This window comes from Streptomyces sp. NPDC047061 (assembly GCF_040643955.1).
Taxonomy (GTDB): Bacteria; Actinomycetota; Actinomycetes; order Streptomycetales; family Streptomycetaceae; genus Streptomyces.
In genome coordinates this window covers 104,997-128,161 of sequence record NZ_JBEYVI010000022.1, presented here as the reverse complement: position 1 = coordinate 128,161, position 23,165 = coordinate 104,997, and the positions used below count along the sequence as shown (strand labels likewise).

The window sequence follows — 23,165 nt, the reverse complement described above, 5'->3', positions numbered from 1 at the left end:
GCATTCGGCGTTTTGATACGGATAGATTCAGTCACCAAGCGGTACCCGGACGGTACGGTCGCCGTCGACCGGCTCTCCCTGGAGATACCGGATCGCTCGATCACCGTCTTCGTCGGTCCTTCGGGCTGCGGCAAGACGACGACCCTTCGGATGATCAACCGGATGGTGGAGCCCAGCGAGGGCCGCATCCTCCTCGATGGCGCCGACATCCACGCCCAGCCGGTCAACACCCTGCGTCGGTCGATGGGTTACGTCATCCAGAACGCCGGTCTCTTCCAGCACCGCACCATCATCGACAACATCGCCACCGTGCCCCGGCTGCTCGGCTGGAGCAAGCAGAGGGCACGGTCCCGGTCCGCCGAGCTGATGGAGCGGGTCGGTCTCGACTCCGCGCTCGCCAAGCGCTACCCGTACCAGCTCTCCGGCGGCCAGCAGCAGCGCGTCGGTGTGGCCCGGGCGCTCGCCGCCGACCCGCCGGTGCTGCTGATGGACGAGCCGTTCTCCGCCGTCGACCCGGTGGTCCGCAAGGGGCTCCAGGACGAACTGCTGCGCATCCAGGACGAGTTGGGCAAGACCATCGTCTTCGTCACCCATGACATCGACGAGGCGATCAAGCTCGGCACGATGGTCGCCGTGATGCGCACCGGCGGCCACCTCGCCCAGTACGCCCCGCCCGCCGAACTGCTCACCGACCCCGCGGACGCCTTCGTCGAGGACTTCCTCGGCGCCGACCGGGGCATCCGGCGGCTCTCCTTCTTCCCGTCCGCGGACCTCGAACTGCAGACCGCGCCGGTCGTCGCGATCGACGCCGACGCCGCCCGGCTCGGCGCCCGCGGCACGGCCGACGCCCCCTACCTCCTCGTGACGGACCTGGACGGCAGGCCGCTCGGCTGGGGCGAGCCGAGGGCCCTCACGGCCGGCTCGATCCGCCCGGAGCAACTGGTCTCGTACGGACGGCCCTTCATGCCCGGCCGGGACTCGCTGCGTGCCGCGCTCGACGGTTCCGTCCTCTCGCCGACGGGCTGGGCCGTGGCCGTGGACGGCGAGGGACGCGCGGTCGGCGTCGTCTCCCAGCAGGTCATCGGCGCCGCGATCCGCACCGCGCACGCCGAGGGCCGCGACGACGCGAAGGTCGGGGGATGAGCGGCTTCTTCGACATCCCGAGCGACCTCCAGAACACCTACTTCGGGCTGATCGGCCTCCACCTGCGCGAGGCCCTCATCCCGGTCCTGGCCGGTCTGCTGGTGTCCCTGCCCATCGCCCAGCTCTGCGTGCGCTTCCGCTGGCTGTACCCGCCGGTGCTGGGCGTGACCACGATCCTGTACGCCATCCCCTCGCTGGCCTTCTTCGTCGTCCTCATCGACTACACGGGCCAGACCGAGACGACCGTGATGATCCCGCTTGCGGTGTACAGCCTGGTGGTCCTGGTCCCGGCCATCGTGGACGGCGTCCGCTCGGTCCCGGCCGAGACCCTGGCCGCGGCGACCGCGATGGGCCTCGGCCCGGTACGCCGTTACTTCCAGGTCCAGTTGCCGATCGCGGTCCCCGCGATCATCGCGGGCCTGCGCGTCGCCACCGTCTCCAGCATCTCCCTCGTCAGCGTCGGCATGCTGATCGGCAACCAGGGCGCCCTCGGCAACCTGCTCAACGACGCGAACATCTACCACCGCCCCGAACTGGCGGTGAACTCGGTGGTGACCACAGCGGTGCTGGCCATCCTGGCCGACGCCGTCCTCGTCCTCGTACGCCGTGTGCTGACGCCCTGGATGCCGAAGGAGAGCACCCGGTGAACGTCCTCAACTACGTCCACGCCTTCTTCAGCGACAGCTCCCACTGGCACGGCTACGACGGCATCCCCACCCGCCTCTGGGAACACATCCAGTACTCCCTGGAGGCGCTGGCCTACGCGGCGGGCATCGGCCTGCCGATCGGCCTGATCACCGGCCACTACGGCCGCGGCGGCAACACCCTCGCCCTGATCGCCACGGCCGGCCGGGCGCTGCCCAGCTTCGGCCTGCTGGTCCTGATGTTCATCTGGCTCGGCTTCGGCATGCTGCCGGTGATGATCCCGCTGGTGATCCTCGCCGTGCCGCCGATCCTGGTGACGACGTACGAGGCGATGCGCTCGGTCGACCCGTCCCCGGTGGACGCGGCGCGGGGCATGGGAATGCCGGAGGCACGCGTCCTCTTCCAGGTCGAACTCCCCGTCGCCCTCCCGCTGATCCTCAGCGGCCTGCGCTCGGCGGCCATCCAGATCGTCTCGACGGCGACGATCGCGGCCTACGTCAGCCTGGGCGGCCTCGGCCGCTACATCATCGACGGCCTCTACCAGAAGAACTACGAGAAGGTCGTGGGCGGCGCCACCCTGGTGGCGGCAATGGCCCTGGCGACGCTGGGCATCTTCTGGGCGGTACAGCGACTGACGGTGTCTCCCGGAGTGCGGAGGAGCTGACGCCCCATTCTTCAGGGGCGCGGGACTGTATCAATATGCGGCTCCGCCGCGTGGGCGCGACCAGCCCCACGCGGCGGACAGTTCCCCACCCACCGCACTACCCCCCACTACGCGCCAGCGCCAGCTCCAGGACAACAAGCAGCGCATCCCGCACAGAACCCCGTTCACGCGCGTCGAAGACGACCAGCGGCGTCCCCTCGGCGACGTCCAGCGCCCACCGCACCTCGTCCAGCGTGTGCTCGACGCGGCCGTCGAACGCGTTGATCGCGACGGCGAACGGAATCCCCTTGTGCTCGAAGTAGTCGACCGCGGCGTAGCAGTCGTCCAGGCGACGCGTGTCAACGATGACCAGCCCGCCGAGCGCCCCTTCGACGATGTCGTCCCACATGAAGCCGAACCGTTCCTGCCCGGGCGTGCCGAACAGGTACAGCTTCAGGGTCGGGTCGATGGTGATGCAGCCGAAGTCCATCGCCACGGTCGTGGTCGTCTTGCGCGGGGTGAGCGAGAGGTCGTCCACACCCGCCGCGACCTCGGTGATCGACGCCTCGGTGGTCAGGGGCTCGATCTCCGAGATCGAGCCGACGGCGGTGGTCTTGCCCACGCCGAAACCGCCCGCGATGACCATCTTCACCGGCAGCGGCGGCCGTACGGCCGTACGCCCGGTGCCCCGGGTCAGCGAGTCAGTCGGTGTCACGGAGTACCCCTCGGGAGTCGGGGATGGCCCGCAGGCCATCGATAACCCTGCGCAGGACGGACGAGTCGTGGGTGGCCTCGAAGTCGGGCACGTGGACCGTCAGCTGCCCGGCCTCGCGCAGGTCCTCGGCCAGCACCCGGACCACGTTCAGGTGCAGCCGCAGCCGGGCCGCCAGTTCCGCGAGCGACTGCGGAATCCGGCACGCGGCGACGATGTCGTGCTGCTCGAAGGAGAGCCGGTCGAGCACCGCGAGCCCGGCGACGGTGGCCACCACCTGGGTCTCGACGGGCATCGCCGGTCCGGAGGCGCTGTCCGCCACCCGGCCCGCGGTGACCAGGAACGGCCGTACGGCGGGGGCGGGGCCGACCGGGTCCGGGCCCGGAGGCGGGTCCGCCATGGCTGTGTCTTCCTCTCTCGGCCTTCTCGGCAACTCGACCGGCGGTGCCGGTCAGCGCGTCTGTGGGACGCCGACGCTGTTCTTCAGCTCCAGGACGAGCTGCGGACTGAGCGCCGAACCCGCGCGGTTGGCGAACAGCGTCATCTCGTAGGCGATGTTGCCGAGCTTGGCCTCCTTGTCGGCGACCACGCCGAGTACGGCGCCGCTGCCGATCGCGGAGACGATGACATGGCCGCCCTCCAGGTCGATGATGACCTTGTTGAGGCCGCCCAGGCCGTAGTTGCCGGACGCACCGGCGGCCAGGCTGGTGATGCCGGAGACGATCGCGGCCAGTCGCTCGGAATGTGCGCGCTCGCGCAGTTCCGAGACCGCGATCAGCAGACCGTCGGAGGACACGGCGATCGCGTCGACCACGCCTGCGGTCTCGGTGGCGAAGCGGTTCAGCAGCCAGGTGAAGTCGGCTGCGGCCGCCTGCAGGTCGGTCGGCGTGATGCCGCCCGTCGGGGTGTCACCTGTCGACGTGCTCACTGCTCGGCTCCTTCCGGAAGGTGGTTCTGGTCCTGCGGGGGGTGCGTGGGGTCGATGTGCGGCAGCGGCCGCTCGTGGCTTCCGGTGTCGCTCTCGCGCCGGGCGCGCTCCACCGCCGCCTCGAACTCGTCCAGCGCGTCCCGCTCGGCCTCGGCGTCGCGGGTGCGCGGCGCCTGGGCGAGACTCTGGGCGGCGCCGACGGTGGTGCGGAGGGTCGCGCCGCGTACCCGGCGGCGCAGCGGGCGGTTCCCGTCGGCGGAGTCGTCGCCGGCGTTGGCCGGAGGTTCGCCGGAGCGCGCGGCCGGGATCAGCGGGGCCTGCGGCTCGGCGGGCTCGGCGGCCGGTTCGCGGCGCGGCTGCCGGCGGGGGAGCGGGTTCTCCGGCTCGGCCCAGGACGGCACCGTGACGGCGGCGGTCGGGCCGGTCGCCTCGGCCGACGCCACCGGTGCCGCCGGCTTCGTCAGTGCGGCCGGTGCCGCCGGCTCAGCCGGCTGCGTCGGCCGTATCGGCTGCGTCGGTTCTGCGGCGAACGGGGTGCCGGACGTGTCCGCCACCGCGCTCATCGTCAGCAACAGCCGGGAGGGCAGCGTCACTTCGGCGGTGACGCCACCGCCCGGGGTCCGGGTCAGCTCGACGCCGATCTCCCAGCGCCGGGCCAGCGCACCCACCACGAAGAGGCCGAGCACCTTGGTCGGCACCAGGTCGAGCCGCTCACGGCGGATCAGCCGCATGTTCTCCTCGGCCAGCCGCTCGGCGCTCATGCCGAGGCCGTGGTCGGTGACAACGATGTGCGCGCCCGCGTCGCTGGAGCGGACGGTCACCTCGACGGGGCTGCCCGCCGGCGAGAACGACACCGCGTTCTCCAGGAGTTCGGCCACCATCAGCGTGAGGTCGCCGATGATGTCCGGCTCGATCATGGCGTCCGTGCCGGCGTACAGCCGTACCCGCTGGTAGCCCTCGATCTGGCCGAGCGCGGCCCGGACGACGTTGGACACCGGGGTCGGGCCCGAGGCCAGCACCGTCTCCCGGATGCCGGCCAGCAGCATCAGGCTGTCGGCGTTGCGGCGCAGACGGACGGCGATGTGGTCGATGGAGTAGAGGCGTTCGAGCAGGGCCGGATCGGTCTCGGCCCGCTCCACCGCGTCGATGAAGGCGAGCTGGCGGGTGGTCAGGTTGCTGACACGGCGGCCCACGTTGCCGAACATCTCGGCGGTGTTGCGGCGGCTGAGCACCTGGCGTTCGAGCAGGGCCGCGGCCGTGCCCTGCACCTGGTTGAACGCCTCGGCCAGGTCGCCGATCTCGTCGCGGGCGGTGACCGGCATGTCCCGCAGCCGGGGCGGACCGGAGTCCTCGGCGTCGTCGTCGGCGACGCGGGCGAGTTCACGGCCCGCCACCTCGGCGACCTCGTGCGCGACCCCGGTCAGGGCCTGCACCGGGCGGATCACCGAGCGGCGGACCAGCGCCGCGAGGGTGATCCAGAGGATGAAGCCGAGCAGCGCGCCGTTCAGCAGGTAGATCGCGTGCCACTTGGCCGACTCGGCGGCGGCGTCGGCCCGGTCGGCGATCTGGCCGATGAGCGAGGTGGTGATCGTCAGCCGGGCGGTGGCCTGCTGGAGGTAGGCCGGGTAGTCGGAGAGCGCGTCCTTGACGGCCTGCCGGATCTGCTCCTGGTTCCCGGACTCCAGCTGCGCCGGGTCGATCTGCAGCTCGGCGAAGGACTGGGCGATGGTCGTCTGGGCCTTGGTGTGCTCGACGTCGGCCAGCTGCCGGGCCTGTCCCTCGGTGGCGAACCGGGTGAAGCGGTCGGCCTGGTGCTGGTAGAGGTCGTAGGCGCCGACCGCGTTGGTGAACTCGATCAGGGCGTTGGTGTCCCCGGTGGTCGCCGCGAGCACGTTGGTCTCGAAGGCGCCGTGGGCGGCGTCCGCGCGCAGCAGCGAGTCCAGCAGGTTGCCGGTGAAGGTGGAGGCGAGGTTGGCGTCACGGTCCAGACCGAGCCCGTCGATCAGGTCGTTGGACGCGTTGGTGTAGGCCGGGTCGATGTTGTCGGCGGGCAGATAGGACTGCTCGACGGAGTCCCGCAGGCTGGACAGGCCCTCGACCTGCCGCAGGGCGTCCGCCTCGGTGTCCGGCAGCCGGTCGCCGAAGGCGTCGCGGACCTTCGCGACCTGGGAGTTCACCGACTCCTGGGCCGCGCGATAGGCGGCCGCCGAGGGGGTGGAGTAGCCGGACTCGTAGCGCGCGGAGAGCAGGATCGCCTGCTGGTGCTCCGCCTCGACCTTGTCCACGAGACGTGCCACCTGCGTGCTGTCCCGGACGGTCTGCGCCGCGTCCTCCGCGCTGGTGGACTGCTCCACCAGGTCGGTGAAGACGTAGGCCAGCAGTACCGCGATGACGGCGAGCGGTACACCGACCAGCAGGTTGAGCTTGCGCCGGAAGGGCCAACGGTCGGCGAAACCCCTGATCCCGCCCCGCGCCTGGGCGGGCAGGACGGGCGCGTCCACCTGGTTCGTGGACACCGGGCCTCCTTCATGAGGGTGTCTGGTCTGGGGGGCGTCTTCACCCCGAGCTGCTGCGGAACGACACCGAGTAGCGGGCCCCGTGCACCGCTGTGACCGATATCAACTGCCGTGAGACTACAGCGTTCTTGAAGCGCCATTCCGCTTGCTGTTTATCAAGAATCCGTTACAAAGAGACCGCTCTCCGTCCACAACTGGCCACGGATCGAAGCCAATCGGTGACCCGGAGACACTTGACTCACCGAGAACCGGCTGGATTGGATCGTCGGGAGTGGTTCGCATCAGCCCCGTGGCACGCAACAGGCCGCGCGTGGTTCGCAACACCCCCACCCTTCCCACAGCTCCCGGAACGGCAACCGTGACTTCCAACACCCTTCCCAGCAGGTCAATCCGGACATACCGAGGCGTGGCGGCCGTCGCGCTCGCCGCGACGACGGCCCTGCTGGCGGGCTGTTCCTCTTCCGACGACAGCAAGTCCGACCCGCTGTCGGACAGCAAGGCGAGCGGGGACACCGTCGTCGTCGGCTCCAACAACTTCGCCGAGAGCATCCTGATCGCCGACATCTACGGCGAAGCACTCAAGGCCAAGGGCGTCAAGGTCACTTACAAGTCGAACATCGGCAGCCGCGAGACCACCTACGGTCTGCTCAAGAACGGTTCGATCTCGGTCCTGCCCGAGTACAACGGTGCCCTGCTCGCCTACCTCGACCCCAAGGCGGCCCCGAAGACCGTCGAGGAGACCACCTCGGCGATCGAGGCGAAGCTGGACTCCAAGCTGACGCTGCTCGACCCGGCGGACGCGCAGGACAAGGACACGGTGACGCTCAACGCGACCACCGCCGCCAAGTACAGCCTCACCGAGAAGTCCTCCATAGCCGACCTCAAGAACATCGCCAAGGACCTGGTCATCGGCGCCTCGCCGGAGTTCCAGACCCGCCAGCAGGGCCTGGTCGGCCTGAAGTCGGTGTACGGCCTGGAGTTCAAGTCCTTCAAGGCCCTGGACGCGGGCGGCCCGCTCACCGAGGCCGCCCTGAAGAAGAACGCGGTGCAGGCCGGCGACATCTTCAGCACGGACCCGACCATCACCAAGGAGAAGTTCGTCGTCCTCCAGGACCCGGAGAACCTCTTCGGCTTCGAGAACGTCCAGCCCCTGGTCTACAAGAGCGCCCTGAACCAGACGGCCACCGACGCCCTCAACGCGGTCTCCGCCAAGCTCGACACCGCGGCCCTGCTGGACCTGGACACCCAGGTGCAGTCGGACAACAAGGACCCGCTGGACGTCGCCCAGGCCTGGCTGAAGAAGGTCGGCCTCACCAGCTGACCCGTGTCCGACCTGCCACGGATCCTCCCCGGGCCTTCCTTGGACCGTGTGGTGCTCGACGGCAACGGCCTCGGCCTGACCGGACTCGTCCGGCTCGCCGACGCCGTTGCCGGCCCCGTCGTACCGCCCGGGGAGCTCGACCGGGTCCGCCGGGCCCACGAGAGCGCCGACCGGCTCGCCGCACAGGGGCAGTGGTACGGCCGCGGCACCGGCGTGGGCGCCCACCGCTCCGTCGCCGTCGACCCCTCCGACGCGGTCGGCCACGCCCTGCGCCTGCTGCGCAGCCACGCCGGCGGCGCCGGCCCGGTGCTGCCGGCCCGTCAGGCCCGCGCGCTGATGGCCGTCCGGGCCAACCAGCTGCTGGCCGCCGGCTCCGGCATCCACCCCTCCTTCGTCACGGCACTGACCGAGGCCCTGCGCCTCGGCGTGCACCCCGCGATCAACGAGTACGGCGGTGTGGGCACCGGCGACCTGACGGCCCTGGCCCAGACCGGCCTCACCCTGATCGGCGAACGCCCCTGGCTCACGGCGTCCCCCGACGCCGAACTGCCCGCCCCGGTCGCCCTCCGCCCCGGCGACTCGCTCGCCCTCCTGAGCAGCAACGCCCTCGCCTGGGCCGGGCCGCCCTGGCCTGCCACGACCTGGACGTACTGCTGCGGGCCACCCACGCGGTGGCCGCCCTCTCGCTGGCCGCCGTCTCCGGTTCCCCGGAGGCCTACGCCCCCGAGGTGCACGCCCTGCGCCCGTACCCCGGCCCGGCCAGGGCAGCGGCGGAGGTACGACGCATCCTCGCGATCCCCGACCGCCCGCTCACCACCGGCCGCCGCATCCAGGACCCGTACGGCTTCCGTGCCTTCCCCCAGGTCCACGGCGCGGCCCTGGAGGCGGCCGACAGACTCCGCCACATCATCGAGACGGAGCTCAACTGCCCCACGGAGAACCCCGTACTGGCCCCCGACGGCAACGTCTACCACCACGGCGGCTTCTTCGCGGCCCCGCTCGCCCTGGCCCTGGACGGCCTCGACCTGGCACTCCTCCAGACCGCCCAGCTCTCCGCCGCCCGCCTCCAGGCCCTGACCCGCGCCGACCTCACGGGCCTGCCCGCCTTCCTGGCCGCGGGCCCGCCGAGCAGCTCCGGCACGATGATCCTGGAGTACACCGCCAACTCGGCCCTGGCAGAGCTCCGTTCGAGCGCGGCCCCGGCCACGGCCGGCCACACCGTCCTCTCCCACGGCCTGGAGGAGGCGGCCGGCTTCGCGGGCCAGGCGGCGAAACAGGCCGAACGGGCGGCGGAGGCGTACCGGGTGGTACTGGCCTGCGAACTGGTGGCGGCGGTACGGGCGTTGCGACTGGGCCCGGTGGAGCCGTCGGTGCCCGCCTTCAGGCTGGCCGCGGCAGCCCTGCCGGCGGACATGGAGGACCGCGCGCTGACGGGAGACGTGACGACGGCGACGGAGCTGCTCCCACTGCTGGCCGACGTCTGAGCAGCCAACCTTCTTGGGGGCGCGGGGAACTGCGCGATCAACCCCCACCCACCCGCGGCCAAAACTCAACGTGTGGGATTCCGTCACAAACACCGGGTTCGACGGAAGAAAGCAACCGTCTCCCGACCGAAACCGTCGGCACCCGCACAGCGCCCCGCACGCTGCCCCCATGACAACCACATCCACACCCGCCCCCACCGCTCCGGCCCCCTACCCTTGGCGCTGGCCCGCCCTCACCGCGCTCCTCCTCGCCGAGGCGATGAACCTCCTGGACGCCACGATCGTCCAGGTCGCCGCCCCCGCCGTGCACGCCGGCCTCGGCGGCTCCGTCTCCGACGTCCAGTGGTTCAGCACGGCGTACACCCTGCCGTTCGCGGTCCTGCTCATCACCGGTGGACGGCTCGGCGACATCGCGGGCCGCCGCCGGCTCTTCGTCCTCGGCGTCACGCTCTTCACCGCGGCCTCCGTCGCCTGCGCACTCGCACCGACGGCGGGCCTGCTGATCGCCTTTCGCGCGGTGCAGGGCGCGGCGGCGGCCGTGATCATTCCGCAGACCATCGGACTCATCAAGGCGATGTTCGAGGGCGACGAGCTGTCCCGGGCGCTGGGCAGCATCGGTCCGGTGATGGGCCTCGCGGCCGTCTGCGGCCCGGTCCTCGGCGGTGTCCTCACCCATGCCGACCTGTTCGGCTCCTCCTGGCGGGCCGCCTTCCTGGTGAACGTCCCCGTGGCCCTGGTCGTCCTCGCCCTGTCCCCGAAACTCCTGGAGAACCGTGCCCCGCACCGCCCCGCCCTCGACGGGCCCGGAACGGCACTCGCGGCGACCGGCACGGGCCTGCTGGTCTATCCCCTGATCGGCACGAACCTCACCGAACTCCCGCCGCACGACTGGGCGTTGCTCGCGCTCGGTCTGCTGGCCCTGGCCGCCTTCGCCCTGCACCAGCGCCGCACGACCACGCCCCTCCTGGAACCCAGCCTCTTCACCCACCGGGGCTTCCTGCCCGCCCTCGCCACCTCGACGACGTTCTTCGCGGTGACCAACGGCCTGCTGACCGTGGTGCTCCTCCAGCTCCAACTGCAGGCGGGCCAGGGCGTACTGGCGGCAGGACTGAGCCTCACGCCGTGGTCGGTCGGCCTGGCGGTGTCGTCCTGGCTGTCGGGCCGCCGCGGTGCCCGGCGCCGCATGATGCCGTACGGCCTGGCCCTGGTGCTCCTGGGCCTGACGGCCGCCGCGGCCGTGTACGCCACCACTGCTACTGCTACTGCTACTGCCACCGCCCCGGCCCACTACCCTTGGCCGCTCCTGCCCGCGCTGGCCCTGGTCGGCCTGGGCGCGGGCCTGTTCACCCCCGCCTTCTTCACGCTGGCCCTGCGGCCGCTGCGCCCCCAGGAGGTCGGCTCGGCGGCGGGTGCGCTGAACGCCGTACAGCAACTGGGGGCGACGCTGGGAGTGGCGGTCCTGGGCAGTGCCTATCTGGACGGCTCGGCTGTGGCCGCCTGCGCCGTGGCCGTGGCCCTCACGCTCCTCTGCTGGGCCGCGAGCCGGCGGATGTGAGCCGCTCGCGGCCGGTGGGCGCCGGTCAGAGGTCGAACTCGTGCGGCGGCAGGTCGAGGGTGTAGCACGCCTCGCGGACCACGGCCTGCTCGGTCTTGTCGAAGTCGCCGTCGGCGCCGCCGATCACGATGCCGATCTGGATGACGGCACGTGCCTCGGCCGGCTTCTTCTTCGCCTTGGCGACCTCCTGGAGCACGCTCACCTTGCCGAAGGCGAAGTCGGCGGTCAGTTTGTCGAGGTTCTCCTCGAAGCGGCGGCGCAGGTCGTCCGCCGGGAAGTTCTGCAGCACCTCGTTGGTCGAGATGAGCTGGGCGACCCGCTGCCGCTCGGCCGGGTCGATGGTGCCGTCGGCGGCGGCCACGAGCGCGCACATCGCCATGCTCGCGTCCCGGAACGCACCGCTCTTCAGGTCGTTCTTCTTCGCCACGAGCTGGGTCTGCATCTGCGTCGCGGAATCCTTGATGCGGTCCCACAGGGCCATGCGCACTCACTCCTCGGTCGGTAAGAGACCTTCTTGCCAAGAAATTACTTCTACAACACCGTAGAAACTTGCGCGGCGGCCGATAAGTTCCCGCGTCCTAAACTGTCCCTCCGACCCGGCGGACAGGAGGACCACGACGGTGGCGACGGTGCCCGGCAGCGGCTACGAGGACCCCACCGCGGACGTGCTCGCGGAGGCGGCCGCGGCCTTCGGGCTGCTCGCCTCGCCCGCCCGGCTGCACATCCTCTGGGCGCTGGCCCAGGACGAGAGCGATGTCACGGGCCTCGCCGAGCGGGTCGGCGGCGCGCTGCCCGCCGTCAGCCAGCACCTCACCAAGCTGAAGCTCGCCGGCCTCGTCCGCTCCCGCCGGGAGGGCCGCCGCCAGGTGTACCTGGTCGACGACCCCGACGTCGTCGACGTCGTACGCCTGCTCGTCGGCCGCCTCACCGCCCGCACCACCGGCGCCGAACTCCCCGCCCCCCGGCGGCTCCGTGGTCTCTGAGGACGAGGCCGCCACCTCGCTGCAGGTGCTGCGCCGACTGGACACGGGACCGCGGGGGCTGACCGAGGCCGAGGCCGCGGCCCGGCTCGCCGGCCTCGGCGAGAACACCCCGCCCCGCCCGCACACCGACTCCTGGCCGGTGCGCTGCGCCCGTGCCCTGCGCGACCCCTTCACCGCCGTCCTCCTCACCCTCGGCCTGGTCTCCGCGCTGGTCGCCTCCTGGGGCACGGCCGTGGTGATCCTCGCCCTGGTCGCGGTCAGCTGCGGACTGCGGGCCGCCGGTGAACGCCGTGCCGACCGCTCGATGGCCGCCCTGCGCGCACTCGTCGCCGGCACCGCCACCGTGCTGCGCCGCTCCGGCGCCGACACCGAGCCGCGGGCGCGAGAGGTCCCGGTCGCCGAACTGGTCCCGGGGGACGTCGTCCGGCTCGGCCCGGGCGACCTGGTCCCGGCCGACGTGCGGCTGCTGCGCTCCCGCGGGCTGACCGTGCACCAGGCCGTGCTCACCGGCGAGTCGGCGCCCGTCGCCAAGGCCGCCGTCGACGTCCCTGCCGCACCTGGTGCTGCGGGGCCCTTCCAGGAGCCGTACCTCTGTTTCCAGGGGAGCGGGGTCGCCTCGGGCAGTGCCACGGCGGTGGTCGTGGCGACGGGGGCGCGGACCCGGTTCGCCGTCGCGCAGGACGGAGCCGCGCCGCGCGGGGCGAGCGCCTTCGACCGGTCCGTGCACGGCATCTCCTGGGTGCTCGTCCGGTTCATGCTGCTGACCCCGCCGCTGGTCCTCATGGCCAACGCCGCCCTGCGCGGCCGCGGACTGGAGACACTGCCCTTCGCGGTGGCGGTCGCCGTCGGACTCACCCCCGAGATGCTCCCGGTGATCGTCACCACCTGCCTGGCCCGGGGCGCGGCACTGCTGGCCCGCGCCCACCGGGTCGTCGTACGAAGGCTGCCCGCGCTGCACGACCTGGGCGCGGTCGACGTGCTCTGCATCGACAAGACCGGCACCCTCACCCAGGACCGGCCCGTCGTCGAACGCGCCCTCGGCCCCGACGGCGACGACGACCCCGAGGTGCTGCGCTGGGCGGCCGTCGGCGCCTGGTGGACCCTGCAGCTCGCCGAACTGCCCGCCCCCGACGCCCTCGACGAGGCCCTGCTCACGGCGGCCGGACCGGTGGGGGAGGAGTACGACGGCATCGGCGCCGTCCCCTTCGCCCCCGAGCGCCGCACGGCCACCGCCGTCGTCGCCGGCACCCTCGGCACCCATGTCCTCGTCACCAAGGGCGCTGCCGAGGACGTACTGGGCCGCTGCGTCCTCGACCCCGCCGAACGCGAGCGCCTCCTCGGCCTCGCCGCCCGCGAGGCCGGCGCCGGGCTGCGCGTCCTGGCCGTGGCCACCGCCCGGGTGCCGGCCCGCACCCGGCCCTACACGGCCGCCGACGAACACGGCCTCGCCTTCCGCGGCCTGGTCACCTTCCGCGACGCCCTCGCCCCCGGCGCCGCCGAGGCCCTGCGCGGCCTCGCCGACCTCGGCATCACGATCCGGATCCTGACCGGCGACCATCCGGCCACCGCCGCGCGGGCCTGCCGGGACCTGGGGCTGGGAGCGGTCGAGGTGGGGGTGGCGGCGGACGTACCGCGTCCGGCGGAGGCTGCCGGGCCGTCCGCCGGGTCGATCGCCGGGCTGACCGCCGGGTCGATCGCCGGGCCGTCCGCCGGGCCGTCCGCCGGACCCGTCGTCGTCGCCCGCTGCACCCCCGCGGACAAGGTCCGGATCGTGGCCGGACTGCGCGCCGCCGGGCACACCGTCGGGTTCCTCGGGGACGGGGTCAACGACGTCTACGCCCTGCGCGCGGCCGACGTCGGGATCGCGCCCCGCACCGCCGTGGACCTCGCCCGCGAGACCGCCGACGTGGTCCTCGCCGAGAAGGACCTCGGCGCCGTCGGGCACGCCGTCACCGCCGGCCGGCGCAGCAGCGCCAACATCGCCTCCTACCTCCGGGTCACGCTCTCCTCCAACCTCGGCAACGTCATCGCGATGCTCTCCGCGGGCCTGCTCCTCCCCTTCCTGCCGATGCTCCCGGTCCAGGTGCTCGCCCAGAACCTCTGCTTCGACGCCGCCCAGCTCGCCTTCGCGTACGACCGCCCCGCGCCCGCGGCACTGCGCCGCCCGACCGTGCTGCGGCCCCGGGCCTTCCTGCGGTTCATCACCGGCTTCGGCGTGCTCAACGCGATCGCCGACCTCGCCACCTTCGGCGTCCTCGCGCTCGCCCTGCGCGGCCCCGACGCCCTCGACGACCAGGCCGTCTTCCACTCCGCCTGGTTCACCGAGAACCTGCTCACCCAGGCCCTGGTGATGCTCCTGCTGCGTGGCGGCTCCCGCCGCGGGCCCGTCGGCCGGGCCGCCGCCGCTCTCGCCGCCGTCGGCCTGCTGCTCCCGCCCGGACCCCTGGGCGGGGCGCTGGGCATGACCGGGCTGCCGCCCGCCTACCACGTACTGCTCGCCGCCGTCCTCGCGCTGTACGCGCTGGCACTGCGGGCCGTGCGGGCACGCCACCACCGGCGTTAGCGATCCCGGGGCCGGGTCCGGGGGGCGTTTCCCGCCCCGGGTTGTACAGTTGCGCAATGTAGCAATCGTCGCTGCCCGGCCGAGGCCCGTGAAGCACCCTCCGCCGGCACGAAAGAACGTGAGAAAGGGAGGGGGCGGTCATGCTCCGCAACGGACTGGAACCCTGGCACCTGCTGATCGTCGCGATCGTCTTCATCGTGCTCTTCGGTTCCCGGAAGCTGCCCGACACCGCCCGGGCCCTGGGCAAGTCGATGCGCATCCTGAAGAGCGAGGCGAAGGCCATGAAGACCGACGACACGGCCGCGGCGGCGCCGGTGGAGCCGACGTCGGTGCAGATGGCGGCGGAGCCGGCCGCGGCCCCCGCGCAGCCGGAGCCGAAGACGGTCGCCGAGCCGACCGCCACCACGAGCTGACGCTCTCTCATCCTGTACGCCGCTGGTCGCTGAACTCCTGGGGTGTGACCGGTCCGGGGTGTCCCGGGCCGGTGGCGTCGGAGGGATGCTCGGGCTCCCCGGGGCGACGGTCCGAGGGCCGCGTCGTGAGACGTACAGGGAAAGGCCACTGCCGTGTCAGCCGCGGATGTCCTGGGGGATGACGTTTCCCGAGGAGTACGTGGACTTCGGCCGTGCCTACGGGGACGCGACGATCTCGGACTTCCTCTTCGTCTGCGGTCCCCGGACGCTCCAGTCGTACGTCGCGATGACGGGGCCGAGAATGGAGCGCAACCCCTTCGTGCCGGGGGAGGCGCTCCCCACGAAGGGCGGCATGCTGCTGTGGGGGAACACCGTCGAGGGCGACCAGCTGTTCCTGGTCGACCGGGGAGACGGCCGGTGGACCGTCGCGGCCTTCCGGCGCAACTGGGCGGACTGGTACGAGTCGGATCTGACGCTGCTGGAATGGCTGCGGCAGGCACTCACCGGACGGATCGCGGTGGACTGGTTGCCGGCCTCGCCGGAGCGACACACCCTCGTGCCGACAGGACGATGACCGGAATGCACATGACGGCCACCACCGAGGCCGGGCCGCTGTCCGACGTGGCAGTGGAGAACACCTCGGCCCGGCAGGACACATGCTGAACCTTTCGGACCTCGAACGCACGATGCAGGGGCTGCGGGCGGTGCGTCCGGCCGCGGCCCGCCGGGTCGACTGGCCCGCCCTGGAGCGCTCACTGGGGGTCGGTCTGCCGGCGGACTTCAAGGAGTTCGCCGAGGCCTACCCCCCTGTCGAGATCGACGAGTTCCTCCGGATCTGGAGTCCGGCGCCCGGACGGGAGGAGGAGTACGTCGAAGGGGTGCGCTACGGCCTCGACATCCTGGGGGACCTGAGGGAGTCCGGCGACACCGAGGACTACACGCCCTATCCGGAGCCGGGAGGACTGCTGCCGTGGGGCGAGTCGCTGGAAGGCGACGTCTTCTACTGGCGTACGGCCGGCCGGGATCCGCGGCAGTGGCCGGTGGTCGCCGGCGGGCGCAACGGCGCCTGGTGGGAGTGCGCGGGCGGCATGCTCACGTTCCTGGTCGGGGTGGTCGACGGGACGGCGGAGAGAGCCGAGCTGCCGGACGGCGTACTCGGACCGGCCGCGTCCGTGGTCCTGCTCGGCCCGTGAGGCGGGTCGGCCTCGACCTACGCCGTCCTGCCCTCGGAAAAGAGGCCTCCGCACCCTCTGCGCCGACCGGCGGAGAGGGTGCGGAGGCCGTCGTTCACACGTTCACTGCGCCTGGACGATGTCCGTCGCCCGCGCCTGCTTCTTGCGTTGCCGTCGGCTCACCCGCGGCTCCTGGTCCGGCAGCCAGCCGAAGATCATGCAGCTGCCGACGGCCCCGAGGGCGAGGCCGACGAAGAAGCCGCCCAGGTTGGAGGTGACCCAGGTGCCCAGTGAGCAGAGGATGCCGAGGATGGAGTAGAAGAGGCGCTGCGAAGGGCTGAAGAGGGTCAGCAGGCCGCACAGCACCATGACCACCGGCAGCAGATAGCCCACCAGGCCCTGCATGCCGATGTGTATGACGACCTTCAGCGAGGCCTTCTCGGTGAGCAGGATCCACGTGCCGCCCAGGGTCAGCAGCAGCCCGCCCACGAACGGCCGACGGGCCCGCCAACCGCGGAAGGCGGGCCGCCACCCCTCATGTGGAGTGTCTGTGCCGGACATCAGCAACCCGAGCTGCTGAAGCTGAGTTTCAGGCCGGGCAGCTTGAACACCGCAGCGGTCGTCGCGTAGTTGGTCTGCCGCAGGTTGTCGATGTGCACGGTGTCGGCCTGCTGGCTGAAGACGCCGATGGGCCCCTTGACTCCGGCCTTGGTGAGGGTGCTCGCGTCGTTGCCGATCTCGATGTTGTTGAAGGACGCGTCGCCCGACAGCTCGGTCGAGTCGGTGGTCAGGTTGGTCGCCTGCACCTTCGACGAGCCGCTGCCCGCCTTGATGAGCAGGTTGGTACCGCCGAGGTCGACGCTCTGGCACAGGCTGTCCAGGGTCGCGCTCTTGATCGCGGAGGTGACGACCAGCACCTGGCCGCCGGTGTCACCGGCGTTCGGGCTGCCGTCGGCCATGCTGTCGAGCGCGCCGAACTGCTCGAAGCCGGTGCCGTCCAGCGACTTGGCGGTGACCGTGAAGGGCATGCCGGAGATGGAGAACGACACCCCCAGCGCTCCCTGGGCGGTCAGGACCGCGAGGCCGGCGAGGCCCAGGGTGGCCGGTACGGCCATCACGGCGGCCCGGCGTGCCCGGACCCGTCCGCGTCTCGGTGCCCCTCCGGTCTCCCCGGTGGTGTCTGGTGTTGCGGAAAGAGAACCGCTTCCCGGGTTCTCAGGCGTGTTGTCGGCGGACGGAACGTCCGGGGACTCGGCCATGTCTGCTCCCATGCATTAGTCACGCGGGTTGGGCTTCAGTGGCACGTTGTCCTGGCGCGGACAGCGGCTGCCGCGCACGCCTCCTCGCAACTCCCGGCGGGTGCAAGGGCTTTCTCGTTACGCAGCAGTAGCCAAGCCGCAAGTTACCGGCGGTTACTTTTCAGGGTCAAGACAGTTGTGAAAAAAGGGTGTTGAATTCGCGTCAATTATGTTCCGACCATGCATTCCCTTGATCGATTGCCCAACTCCCTTGATAGGCCTTGACGTTGACGGGTGATCAGGTCTACAACTCTCCCTGGTTTGTTTCGGATCCGTGGCGCCGGATCCGCCGAGCGGCATCGACCGCTTCCCGGCCTCTTCGATCACCGCTCCGCTCGCGGCGTCGGCACGGTCGCTTCCCCCCAGGGACCGTGCCCGAACGCCCTTGACCGGCCCGGTCGGAGGCCTAACCCCCCCAGGCTTTCGGCCGGTGTCCGGCCTGACCGCCGTTGCCGGCCCGTCACGTACGGAGAAGGCGTGACGAGCCGGCAACGGCCGGCGCTGCATCCGCGCCCCCAGAACCCCCCACCTCACCTCACGCAAGTCCCCCAAGGAAAGAGGCAACCCGCATGCGTACGCGATCCCTTCTCGCCCTCGCCGGTACCGTCGTCGCCCTCTCGGTCGCGGCCACCGTTCCCGCCTCCGCCGACGGCGCCGTGCTGACCACCGGCAGCGCCGGCGGCACCGCCGTCGCGGTCGGCGACACCCTCACCGCGTCGCTGGCCAGCGGCACCACCGCCACCCTCTACTCCAGCTCGACCAGCACCAGCGGCATCACCTGCGCGGCCTCGACCTTCACCGCGACGGTCACCGACAACCCGGCCGCCTCCGGCACCGCCGTCGAGTCGGCCACCGCGCAGACCTTCAGCAGCTGCACCAGCAACGTGGTCGGCGTGACCGGCGTCTCCAGCATCACGGTCGACAACCTGCCGTACACCACCGCGGTCAACTCGGACGGTACGGTCTCGGTCACCTCGGCGAGCGGCGCGAACATCCAGACCACGGTCAAGCTGACCACCCTGCTGGGCAGCATCACCTGCGTCTACCAGGCCGCCAGCCTGTCCGGCACGAGCTCCAACACCGACAACAGCCTCGCCTTCAGCAACCAGGCGTTCGCGAAGTCGTCCGGCTCGATCCTCTGCCCCTCCGCCGGCTACTTCACCGCCAAGTACGCCCCGGTCAGCGACAACGGCGCCGCCGTCTTCGTCAACTGACCTTGTTACAAAGGCCGTTAGCGTCGACGCAGACGCAACGCCAGGGCGGCGCCGCCGGTGAGTACCAGCACCGCGGCGGCGCCGCCCGCCACCAGTGGCGCCGACGGGCCCGAACCGGGGTCCGTGTCGGAGGCCACGGGAGTGCTGTCGGCGGCGGTGGTTCCGGTCGTTGGGGAGGCCGGGGTCGCGGCCGCCGTCTGCTGTGCCCGGGCGGCAGCGCTCTTCGAGGCGCCGGCGGCGGGCGTCGCACTCGGCTGCGGTTTTGCGCTCGCCGTCGCCCCGCCGCCCTTCGTCGCGGCTTTCTCCCCTGTCTTGTCCGCGTCCTTGTTCGCGGCCTTCTTCGCTGTGAACACCACGTCGGAGCACGAGTAGTAGGTGTCCGGCGTGCTGCTGGTCTGCCAGACGGTGTACAGCACCTGACGGCCCGTCCGGTCGGCGGGCAGCGTCGCGCTGAAGTGGTACGCCCCGTTCGTCAGCGGCGGGTCCTTGACCTCCGCGAAGGGCTGCGCGGCCAGCTCGGACCAGGTCAGCGGCTTCGCCGGGTCGTAACCCTGCTTCGTCAGATACAGCTTGAACGTGCCGGAGTGCGCGATCGTCGACGCATACGTCATCGTCATCCGGGCGCCCGGCGTCAGTTCGGTCGCGGGCCAGTCCGCGCGCGCCAGGTCGAGCCCCTTGTACGCCGGCAGACTGCCGCTGCACAACTTTCCGTCCGGAATCACCTGCCGGTCACGACCGGCGACGCCCGCCACCCGCACGTCGTCCCATGCGACGAAGTTCTGCCCGCTCGCCGCGATCGCCGCCCTGCAGGCCGCCGTGGCGGCGCTGCCGCCGCTGGGGGAGCAGGCGTAGGCCCGGCTGACGGGATAGGTGGGCGCGCCGTGCGCCCGGGCGGATCCTGCCGCCCACGACAGGAGCAGAAGCGGGGCCGCGGCGGCGGCTCCCATGATTCTCAGGCGGGCGGTCGTCCGGGTCATCCGGGACGTCTCCTCGGCGGGCGCGGGTACGTGGTCTGTTGAGGTGAGTACGGGAATCGGGGCCGCACTGTTCAGCGCGCTCGGTCTCCGGGCCGGCCGAAGTGTGGCGCACCGACCGGATCGTCCGTTTTGCCGACTTTCCAGGCGCCATTGAGAACCAACCGCCCGGCTCGTATCGTGGCGATCACCGATGGCCGCCCGGCCGCCCGCATCGCTTCCGGATACCGGTGCGAACACGAGGGAGGGGCGCGTTCTGATCTCGTCCGTTTGTGCACTGCGGACCCCCGTTCGCATGGTCGCACGCGCGACTTGCCCATGTACGTCGCCGGGTCCGCACAGTTGCCTCCCGCTGCCGCACGGTGAGCTATCGTGTGCACGGGGTAAAAAACAAACCGCATGCCCCGTCGGTTTGGGAAGTGTGAAGCCCGGAAACGCAGTCGTGGAGCCGTGAAGGAGCGTCGAGTCGATGGCGAGGCAGTTACGCGCGGAGCAGACCCGTGCCACGATCATCACGGCCGCCGCCGACCTTTTCGACCGGCACGGCTATGAATCCACCAGCCTCAGCGAGATCGTGGAGCACGCGAAGGTCACCAAGGGAGCGCTCTACTTCCACTTCGCCGCCAAGGAGGACCTGGCACACGCCATCATGGAGCTCCAGTCCCGTACCTCCAGCCAGTTGGTGAGGGAGATGGACAGCCGCGGCTACTCCTCGCTGGAAGCCCTGATGCGCACCACGTTCGCGATCGCCCGGCTCTCCGTCGACGGCCCGATCCCGCGCGCCGGCCTGCGCCTCGCCACCGCGGACGTCACCGTACGGCCACCGCTCAGGCATCCGTTCACCGAATGGCTGGAGTTCGCCACGCGTAAACTCCTGGGCGCCGTCAAGGAGTCCGACGTACACCCGGACATAGACGTCGGCGCGGTCGCGCACTCCCTGGTCTGCTTCTTCGTCGGCACCCGGGTCGCCGGCCGCAACCTGGAGCCGGTGGGGCGACTGCCGCGCAGGGTCGCCGAGATGTGGTACCTGATGATCCGTGGCCTGGTCCCGGTGCACCGGCGGGCCCGTTACCTCACCCTCGCCACCCAGCTGGAGCGCGAGATCAGAACGGCGTGACAGGCGACGCGACCGGCGGCGTGACCGGTCTCCCGCGGTTCGGCGGAGCCGGGCGGCCCGCGCGATAGCGTGGCGGCCATGCCCGACTCCGCCGCCGCGCCCGTGATCCTCGGCACCACCGGCCCGTTCCCGCACAGCGTGCTGGCCGAACGGCACCCCGCGATCATCCGCCAGGTGCGGGACGCCTTCCCGTACGGCCCCGCCCAGCACCGCGCCCTCGACGCGCTGCTCCACAACTGCACCGAGGGCGTGATCGAACCCCTGCCCGACGGCGCGAGCGGCTGGCGCGACTGGGGCCTGGACACCTACACCGGCCACTCCTGGTTCGACGTGCCGTGGCTGTGGTCCGAGAGCTACTTCTACCGCCGGCTCCTGGACGCCGTCGGCTACTTCGGCCCCGGCCCCTGGCAGGGCATCGACCCGTTCCGCCCGTTCAAGCTCGCCGAACTCGACGCCAAGGAGACCGACGAGGAACTGGCCGCACTCGACGACCTCGACGGCGATCCGGACCTGGCCCTGCTGCACGGCTCGCTCTGGGGCAACCGCGCCGACCTCGGCTTCCGGCTCTCCGCCGCCGGGTCCGGCGAGGCCGTCGCCGCCCTGGTCGCCGACGACAGCGCCGCCCTGTGGCCGCTGCTGCGCGGCGGCACCCTGTGCCTCGTCGCCGACAACGCGGGCCGCGAACTCGTCCCCGACCTGCTGCTGATCGCCCACCTCCTGGACACCGGCCGCATCGCACACGCGGTCCTGCACATCAAGCCCCACCCGTACTACGTCTCCGACGCCACGACCGCCGACGTGCTCGACGCCCTGCGCAGGCTCACCGCCGCCCCGGGCGCCGCCGCCGGATACGGCACCACCCTCTGGTCGGCGATGGCCGACGGCCGCCTCACCGTGCGAGCCCACCCCTTCTCCTGCGCCCCGCTGCCGTATGCCGAGATGCCCGGCGACCTGCGCGCCGAGTTCGCCGCCGCCGACCTGACGATCTTCAAGGGCGACCTCAACTACCGCCGTCTGGTGGGCGATCGGCTCTGGCCGCCGACCACCCCCTTCGCCGACGTGACCGCCTGGTTCCCGGGCCCGGTGGCCGCGCTGCGCACCCTCAAGTCCGATGTGATCACCGGGCTCTCCGCGGACACCGAGCGGGCCCTGGACGAGGCCGGGGCAGAGCGCTGGCGCACGGCCGGCACCCATGCCCTGATCCAGGTCAACCCAGGTACACCGGCAGCGACTTGAGCCCGTTGATGAAGTTCGAGACGAGGCGCTCGGGCGGACCGGCGGGCTTCAGGACCGGTGGCGCCTGCGCGTAGAGAGCGCGCAGCTGGAGCCGGGCGAAGTGGGCGCCCAGGCAGACGTGCGGGCCGTCCCCGAAGGAGACGTGCGGGTTCGGCGCACGGGTGAGGTCGAGCCGGCCGGGCTCGGCGAAGGCCCGCTCGTCACGGTTGGCGGAGGCGTGCAGGACGACCACCTTGTCGCCCTTCCTGATGCGCCGCCCGCCCAGCTCGGTGTCCCGCGCGGCGGTGCGGCGGAAGGTCAACACCGGGGGATGCCAGCGCAGCAACTCCTCCACCGCACGGTCCGCTCCGGCCTTCCCGGCGCGCAACAGGCGGTACGACTCCGGGTCTTCGGCCAGCGCCAGCAGCCCGCCGGGGGCGGCCGAGCGCACGGTGTCGTTGCCCGCGACCGTCAGCAGGAAGAAGAACATCTCCAGCTCGCCGTCGGCGAGTTCGGGGTCGTGGGCGAGGGACGTCATGACGTCGTCGGCCGGGTCACGGCGTTTGTGCGCGGCGAGTTGCCGGGCGTACTCGAACATGTCCCGCAGCATCGCGGGCGACCGTGGGTTCACCGGCCGGCCCGTGCCGTCGCGCACCTCGGGTCCGGCCTCGTCCGGGTCCTGGTAGCCGATCACCCGCCGCGTCCAGTGCAGCAGCAGCCCCCGGTCGCTCTCCGGGACACCCAGCAGGTCGGCGAGGTTGAGCAGCGCGTACTCGTCGGTGACGGCGGCGACCAGGTCCACCGTGCCGCCCCCCGCCCGGGCCGACTCCAGCGCCCGGGCGAACAGGGTCCGCGCCCGCTCCCGTACCACCGCCTCGAACCGCTCGATCCGTCCCGGCGTGAAGGCCCGGCTCACCGTGCGCCGCAACCGCCCGTGGTCCGGCGGATCCTGGTTGAGCATCATGCGCCGGATGAACGGCAGATCCGCCGGGTCCGGATCCCGGATCTGGGTCGCGCCGAGCTGCGAGGAGTACGTCCCCGGATCCCTGAGCACCCGCACCACGTCCGCATGCCGGGCCACCGCCCAGAACCCCGGCCCGGCCGGCCACCCCAGCACCTCCGGCTCCCGCTGCCAGGCCACGGGATGGTGGTCGCGAAGGACGCGGTAGTCGGCGTACGGCACGGCGGCCGCGTACCGGCGCGGGTCGAAGACGTCGGGGACGGGCGGTGCCTCGCCGGGGTGCGCGGAGGAGGTCATGGCACCACCGT

General features: G+C 71.7%; 22 protein-coding genes and 1 pseudogene. 14 read left to right on the top strand and 9 right to left on the bottom strand.

Going from position 1 to position 23,165, the window contains the following annotated elements:
* Window positions 1-12: 12 nt before the first annotated feature.
* The 3 genes from ABZ887_RS28550 to ABZ887_RS28540 are packed head-to-tail and all read left to right on the top strand — an operon-like array spanning window position 13 to window position 2,452.
* Window positions 13-1,143 (top strand): ABC transporter ATP-binding protein, encoded by a 1,131-nt coding sequence (locus ABZ887_RS28550; RefSeq protein ID WP_361294939.1) that lies wholly within the window; start codon window positions 13-15, stop codon window positions 1,141-1,143.
* Window positions 1,140-1,790 (top strand): ABC transporter permease subunit, encoded by a 651-nt coding sequence (locus ABZ887_RS28545; protein ID WP_351497229.1) that lies wholly within the window; start codon window positions 1,140-1,142, stop codon window positions 1,788-1,790. The genes ABZ887_RS28550 and ABZ887_RS28545 overlap by 4 nt, the downstream gene beginning before the upstream one ends.
* Complete coding sequence (locus tag ABZ887_RS28540; RefSeq protein ID WP_361294936.1) at window positions 1,787-2,452, top strand: ABC transporter permease; 666 nt, start codon at window positions 1,787-1,789, stop codon at window positions 2,450-2,452. Before ABZ887_RS28545 ends, ABZ887_RS28540 begins: the two co-directional genes overlap by 4 nt.
* Window positions 2,453-2,549: 97 nt before the next feature.
* On the opposite strand, the gene ABZ887_RS28535 is transcribed toward ABZ887_RS28540, so the two are convergent.
* From ABZ887_RS28535 to ABZ887_RS28520, 4 genes are read right to left on the bottom strand one after another with little or no spacing between them, the layout of a single operon-like run.
* Window positions 2,550-3,146, bottom strand: a complete 597-nt coding sequence (locus ABZ887_RS28535) for an ATP/GTP-binding protein (protein WP_217547088.1) — start codon at window positions 3,144-3,146, stop codon at window positions 2,550-2,552.
* On the bottom strand, window positions 3,133-3,543 hold the full coding sequence (locus ABZ887_RS28530) for a DUF742 domain-containing protein (RefSeq protein ID WP_361294932.1): 411 nt from the start codon (window positions 3,541-3,543) through the stop codon (window positions 3,133-3,135). The genes ABZ887_RS28535 and ABZ887_RS28530 overlap by 14 nt, the downstream gene beginning before the upstream one ends.
* 51 nt (window positions 3,544-3,594) lie before the next feature.
* The gene (locus tag ABZ887_RS28525) at window positions 3,595-4,071 is read right to left on the bottom strand and encodes a roadblock/LC7 domain-containing protein (RefSeq protein WP_361294929.1); all 477 of its coding nucleotides are present in this window, start codon (window positions 4,069-4,071) and stop codon (window positions 3,595-3,597) included.
* Complete coding sequence (locus ABZ887_RS28520) at window positions 4,068-6,587, bottom strand: ATP-binding protein (RefSeq protein ID WP_361294926.1); 2,520 nt, start codon at window positions 6,585-6,587, stop codon at window positions 4,068-4,070. Before ABZ887_RS28520 ends, ABZ887_RS28525 begins: the two co-directional genes overlap by 4 nt.
* Before the next feature lie 358 nt (window positions 6,588-6,945).
* Here ABZ887_RS28520 and ABZ887_RS28515 point away from each other — a divergent pair, with 358 nt between their 5' ends.
* The 3 genes and pseudogenes from ABZ887_RS28515 (at window position 6,946) to ABZ887_RS28505 (ending at window position 10,947) form a co-directional block, all read left to right on the top strand.
* Window positions 6,946-7,908 (top strand): ABC transporter substrate-binding protein, encoded by a 963-nt coding sequence (locus ABZ887_RS28515; protein WP_361294923.1) that lies wholly within the window; start codon window positions 6,946-6,948, stop codon window positions 7,906-7,908.
* Between the two features lie 3 nt (window positions 7,909-7,911).
* Window positions 7,912-9,392 (top strand): annotated as a pseudogene (locus ABZ887_RS28510) (aromatic amino acid lyase).
* Window positions 9,393-9,561: 169 nt separating this feature from the next.
* Window positions 9,562-10,947, top strand: a complete 1,386-nt coding sequence (locus tag ABZ887_RS28505) for an MFS transporter (protein ID WP_361294920.1) — start codon at window positions 9,562-9,564, stop codon at window positions 10,945-10,947.
* Between the two features lie 25 nt (window positions 10,948-10,972).
* Here ABZ887_RS28505 and ABZ887_RS28500 read toward each other — a convergent pair whose 3' ends face one another.
* The gene (locus ABZ887_RS28500) at window positions 10,973-11,428 is read right to left on the bottom strand and encodes a TerB family tellurite resistance protein (protein WP_361294917.1); all 456 of its coding nucleotides are present in this window, start codon (window positions 11,426-11,428) and stop codon (window positions 10,973-10,975) included.
* A gap of 139 nt (window positions 11,429-11,567) precedes the next feature.
* Here ABZ887_RS28500 and ABZ887_RS28495 point away from each other — a divergent pair, with 139 nt between their 5' ends.
* The 5 genes from ABZ887_RS28495 to ABZ887_RS28475 all read left to right on the top strand — a co-directional run bounded on the left by ABZ887_RS28495 (window position 11,568) and on the right by ABZ887_RS28475 (window position 16,099).
* A complete protein-coding gene (locus tag ABZ887_RS28495) occupies window positions 11,568-11,930 on the top strand; it encodes a metalloregulator ArsR/SmtB family transcription factor (protein ID WP_361294914.1) in 363 nt (120 codons plus the stop codon).
* Window positions 11,920-14,493 carry a magnesium-translocating P-type ATPase gene (gene mgtA, locus ABZ887_RS28490; protein ID WP_361294911.1) on the top strand — a complete coding sequence of 858 codons (2,574 nt, stop codon included), beginning with the start codon at window positions 11,920-11,922 and terminating at the stop codon, window positions 14,491-14,493. The genes ABZ887_RS28495 and mgtA overlap by 11 nt, the downstream gene beginning before the upstream one ends.
* A 140-nt stretch (window positions 14,494-14,633) precedes the next feature.
* Window positions 14,634-14,906: a Sec-independent protein translocase subunit TatA gene (gene tatA, locus ABZ887_RS28485; RefSeq protein WP_361294908.1), complete on the top strand. Its 273-nt coding sequence runs from the start codon at window positions 14,634-14,636 to the stop codon at window positions 14,904-14,906.
* Between the two features lie 178 nt (window positions 14,907-15,084).
* A complete protein-coding gene (locus tag ABZ887_RS28480) occupies window positions 15,085-15,480 on the top strand; it encodes a hypothetical protein (RefSeq protein ID WP_361294905.1) in 396 nt (131 codons plus the stop codon).
* Window positions 15,481-15,562: 82 nt separating this feature from the next.
* Window positions 15,563-16,099 (top strand): SMI1/KNR4 family protein, encoded by a 537-nt coding sequence (locus ABZ887_RS28475; RefSeq protein ID WP_361294902.1) that lies wholly within the window; start codon window positions 15,563-15,565, stop codon window positions 16,097-16,099.
* Window positions 16,100-16,201: 102 nt separating this feature from the next.
* Here ABZ887_RS28475 and ABZ887_RS28470 read toward each other — a convergent pair whose 3' ends face one another.
* Entirely contained in the window at window positions 16,202-16,639 is a 438-nt protein-coding gene (locus ABZ887_RS28470) for a DUF6114 domain-containing protein (protein WP_361294899.1), read from the bottom strand.
* A complete protein-coding gene (locus ABZ887_RS28465) occupies window positions 16,639-17,337 on the bottom strand; it encodes a DUF6230 family protein (protein WP_361294896.1) in 699 nt (232 codons plus the stop codon). The genes ABZ887_RS28470 and ABZ887_RS28465 overlap by 1 nt, the downstream gene beginning before the upstream one ends.
* Window positions 17,338-17,945: 608 nt before the next feature.
* Here ABZ887_RS28465 and ABZ887_RS28460 point away from each other — a divergent pair.
* Window positions 17,946-18,590, top strand: coding sequence for a Tat pathway signal sequence domain protein (locus ABZ887_RS28460; RefSeq protein WP_361294893.1), 645 nt, complete (start codon window positions 17,946-17,948; stop codon window positions 18,588-18,590).
* Between the two features lie 17 nt (window positions 18,591-18,607).
* Here ABZ887_RS28460 and ABZ887_RS28455 read toward each other — a convergent pair whose 3' ends face one another.
* Window positions 18,608-19,567 (bottom strand): lytic polysaccharide monooxygenase, encoded by a 960-nt coding sequence (locus ABZ887_RS28455; RefSeq protein ID WP_361294890.1) that lies wholly within the window; start codon window positions 19,565-19,567, stop codon window positions 18,608-18,610.
* Between the two features lie 466 nt (window positions 19,568-20,033).
* Between ABZ887_RS28455 and ABZ887_RS28450 the strand changes: the two genes are divergently transcribed.
* Together ABZ887_RS28450 and ABZ887_RS28445 are read left to right on the top strand one after the other, a co-directional pair.
* Window positions 20,034-20,681, top strand: a complete 648-nt coding sequence (locus ABZ887_RS28450) for a ScbR family autoregulator-binding transcription factor (protein ID WP_361294887.1) — start codon at window positions 20,034-20,036, stop codon at window positions 20,679-20,681.
* Window positions 20,682-20,759: 78 nt separating this feature from the next.
* Window positions 20,760-21,917 (top strand): damage-control phosphatase ARMT1 family protein, encoded by a 1,158-nt coding sequence (locus ABZ887_RS28445; protein ID WP_361294884.1) that lies wholly within the window; start codon window positions 20,760-20,762, stop codon window positions 21,915-21,917.
* On the opposite strand, the gene ABZ887_RS28440 is transcribed toward ABZ887_RS28445, so the two are convergent.
* Window positions 21,889-23,154: a cytochrome P450 gene (locus ABZ887_RS28440; protein ID WP_361294881.1), complete on the bottom strand. Its 1,266-nt coding sequence runs from the start codon at window positions 23,152-23,154 to the stop codon at window positions 21,889-21,891. The two genes, ABZ887_RS28445 and ABZ887_RS28440, sit on opposite strands and share 29 nt — an antisense overlap.
* Between the last annotated feature and the right edge of the window lie 11 nt (window positions 23,155-23,165).

Coding starts and splice junctions, on each gene's coding strand:
- ABZ887_RS28545 (WP_351497229.1), top strand. CDS start 1,140: ATGAGCGGCTTCTTCGACATCCCGAGCGACCTCCAGAACACCTACTTC.
- ABZ887_RS28480 (WP_361294905.1), top strand. CDS start 15,085: ATGACGTTTCCCGAGGAGTACGTGGACTTCGGCCGTGCCTACGGGGAC.
- ABZ887_RS28530 (WP_361294932.1), bottom strand. CDS start 3,543: ATGGCGGACCCGCCTCCGGGCCCGGACCCGGTCGGCCCCGCCCCCGCC.
- ABZ887_RS28450 (WP_361294887.1), top strand. CDS start 20,034: ATGGCGAGGCAGTTACGCGCGGAGCAGACCCGTGCCACGATCATCACG.
- ABZ887_RS28500 (WP_361294917.1), bottom strand. CDS start 11,428: ATGGCCCTGTGGGACCGCATCAAGGATTCCGCGACGCAGATGCAGACC.
- ABZ887_RS28460 (WP_361294893.1), top strand. CDS start 17,946: ATGCGTACGCGATCCCTTCTCGCCCTCGCCGGTACCGTCGTCGCCCTC.
- ABZ887_RS28505 (WP_361294920.1), top strand. CDS start 9,562: ATGACAACCACATCCACACCCGCCCCCACCGCTCCGGCCCCCTACCCT.
- ABZ887_RS28440 (WP_361294881.1), bottom strand. CDS start 23,154: ATGACCTCCTCCGCGCACCCCGGCGAGGCACCGCCCGTCCCCGACGTC.
- ABZ887_RS28445 (WP_361294884.1), top strand. CDS start 20,760: ATGCCCGACTCCGCCGCCGCGCCCGTGATCCTCGGCACCACCGGCCCG.
- tatA (WP_361294908.1), top strand. CDS start 14,634: ATGCTCCGCAACGGACTGGAACCCTGGCACCTGCTGATCGTCGCGATC.
- ABZ887_RS28475 (WP_361294902.1), top strand. CDS start 15,563: ATGCTGAACCTTTCGGACCTCGAACGCACGATGCAGGGGCTGCGGGCG.
- ABZ887_RS28465 (WP_361294896.1), bottom strand. CDS start 17,337: ATGGCCGAGTCCCCGGACGTTCCGTCCGCCGACAACACGCCTGAGAAC.
- ABZ887_RS28470 (WP_361294899.1), bottom strand. CDS start 16,639: ATGTCCGGCACAGACACTCCACATGAGGGGTGGCGGCCCGCCTTCCGC.
- ABZ887_RS28455 (WP_361294890.1), bottom strand. CDS start 19,567: ATGACCCGGACGACCGCCCGCCTGAGAATCATGGGAGCCGCCGCCGCG.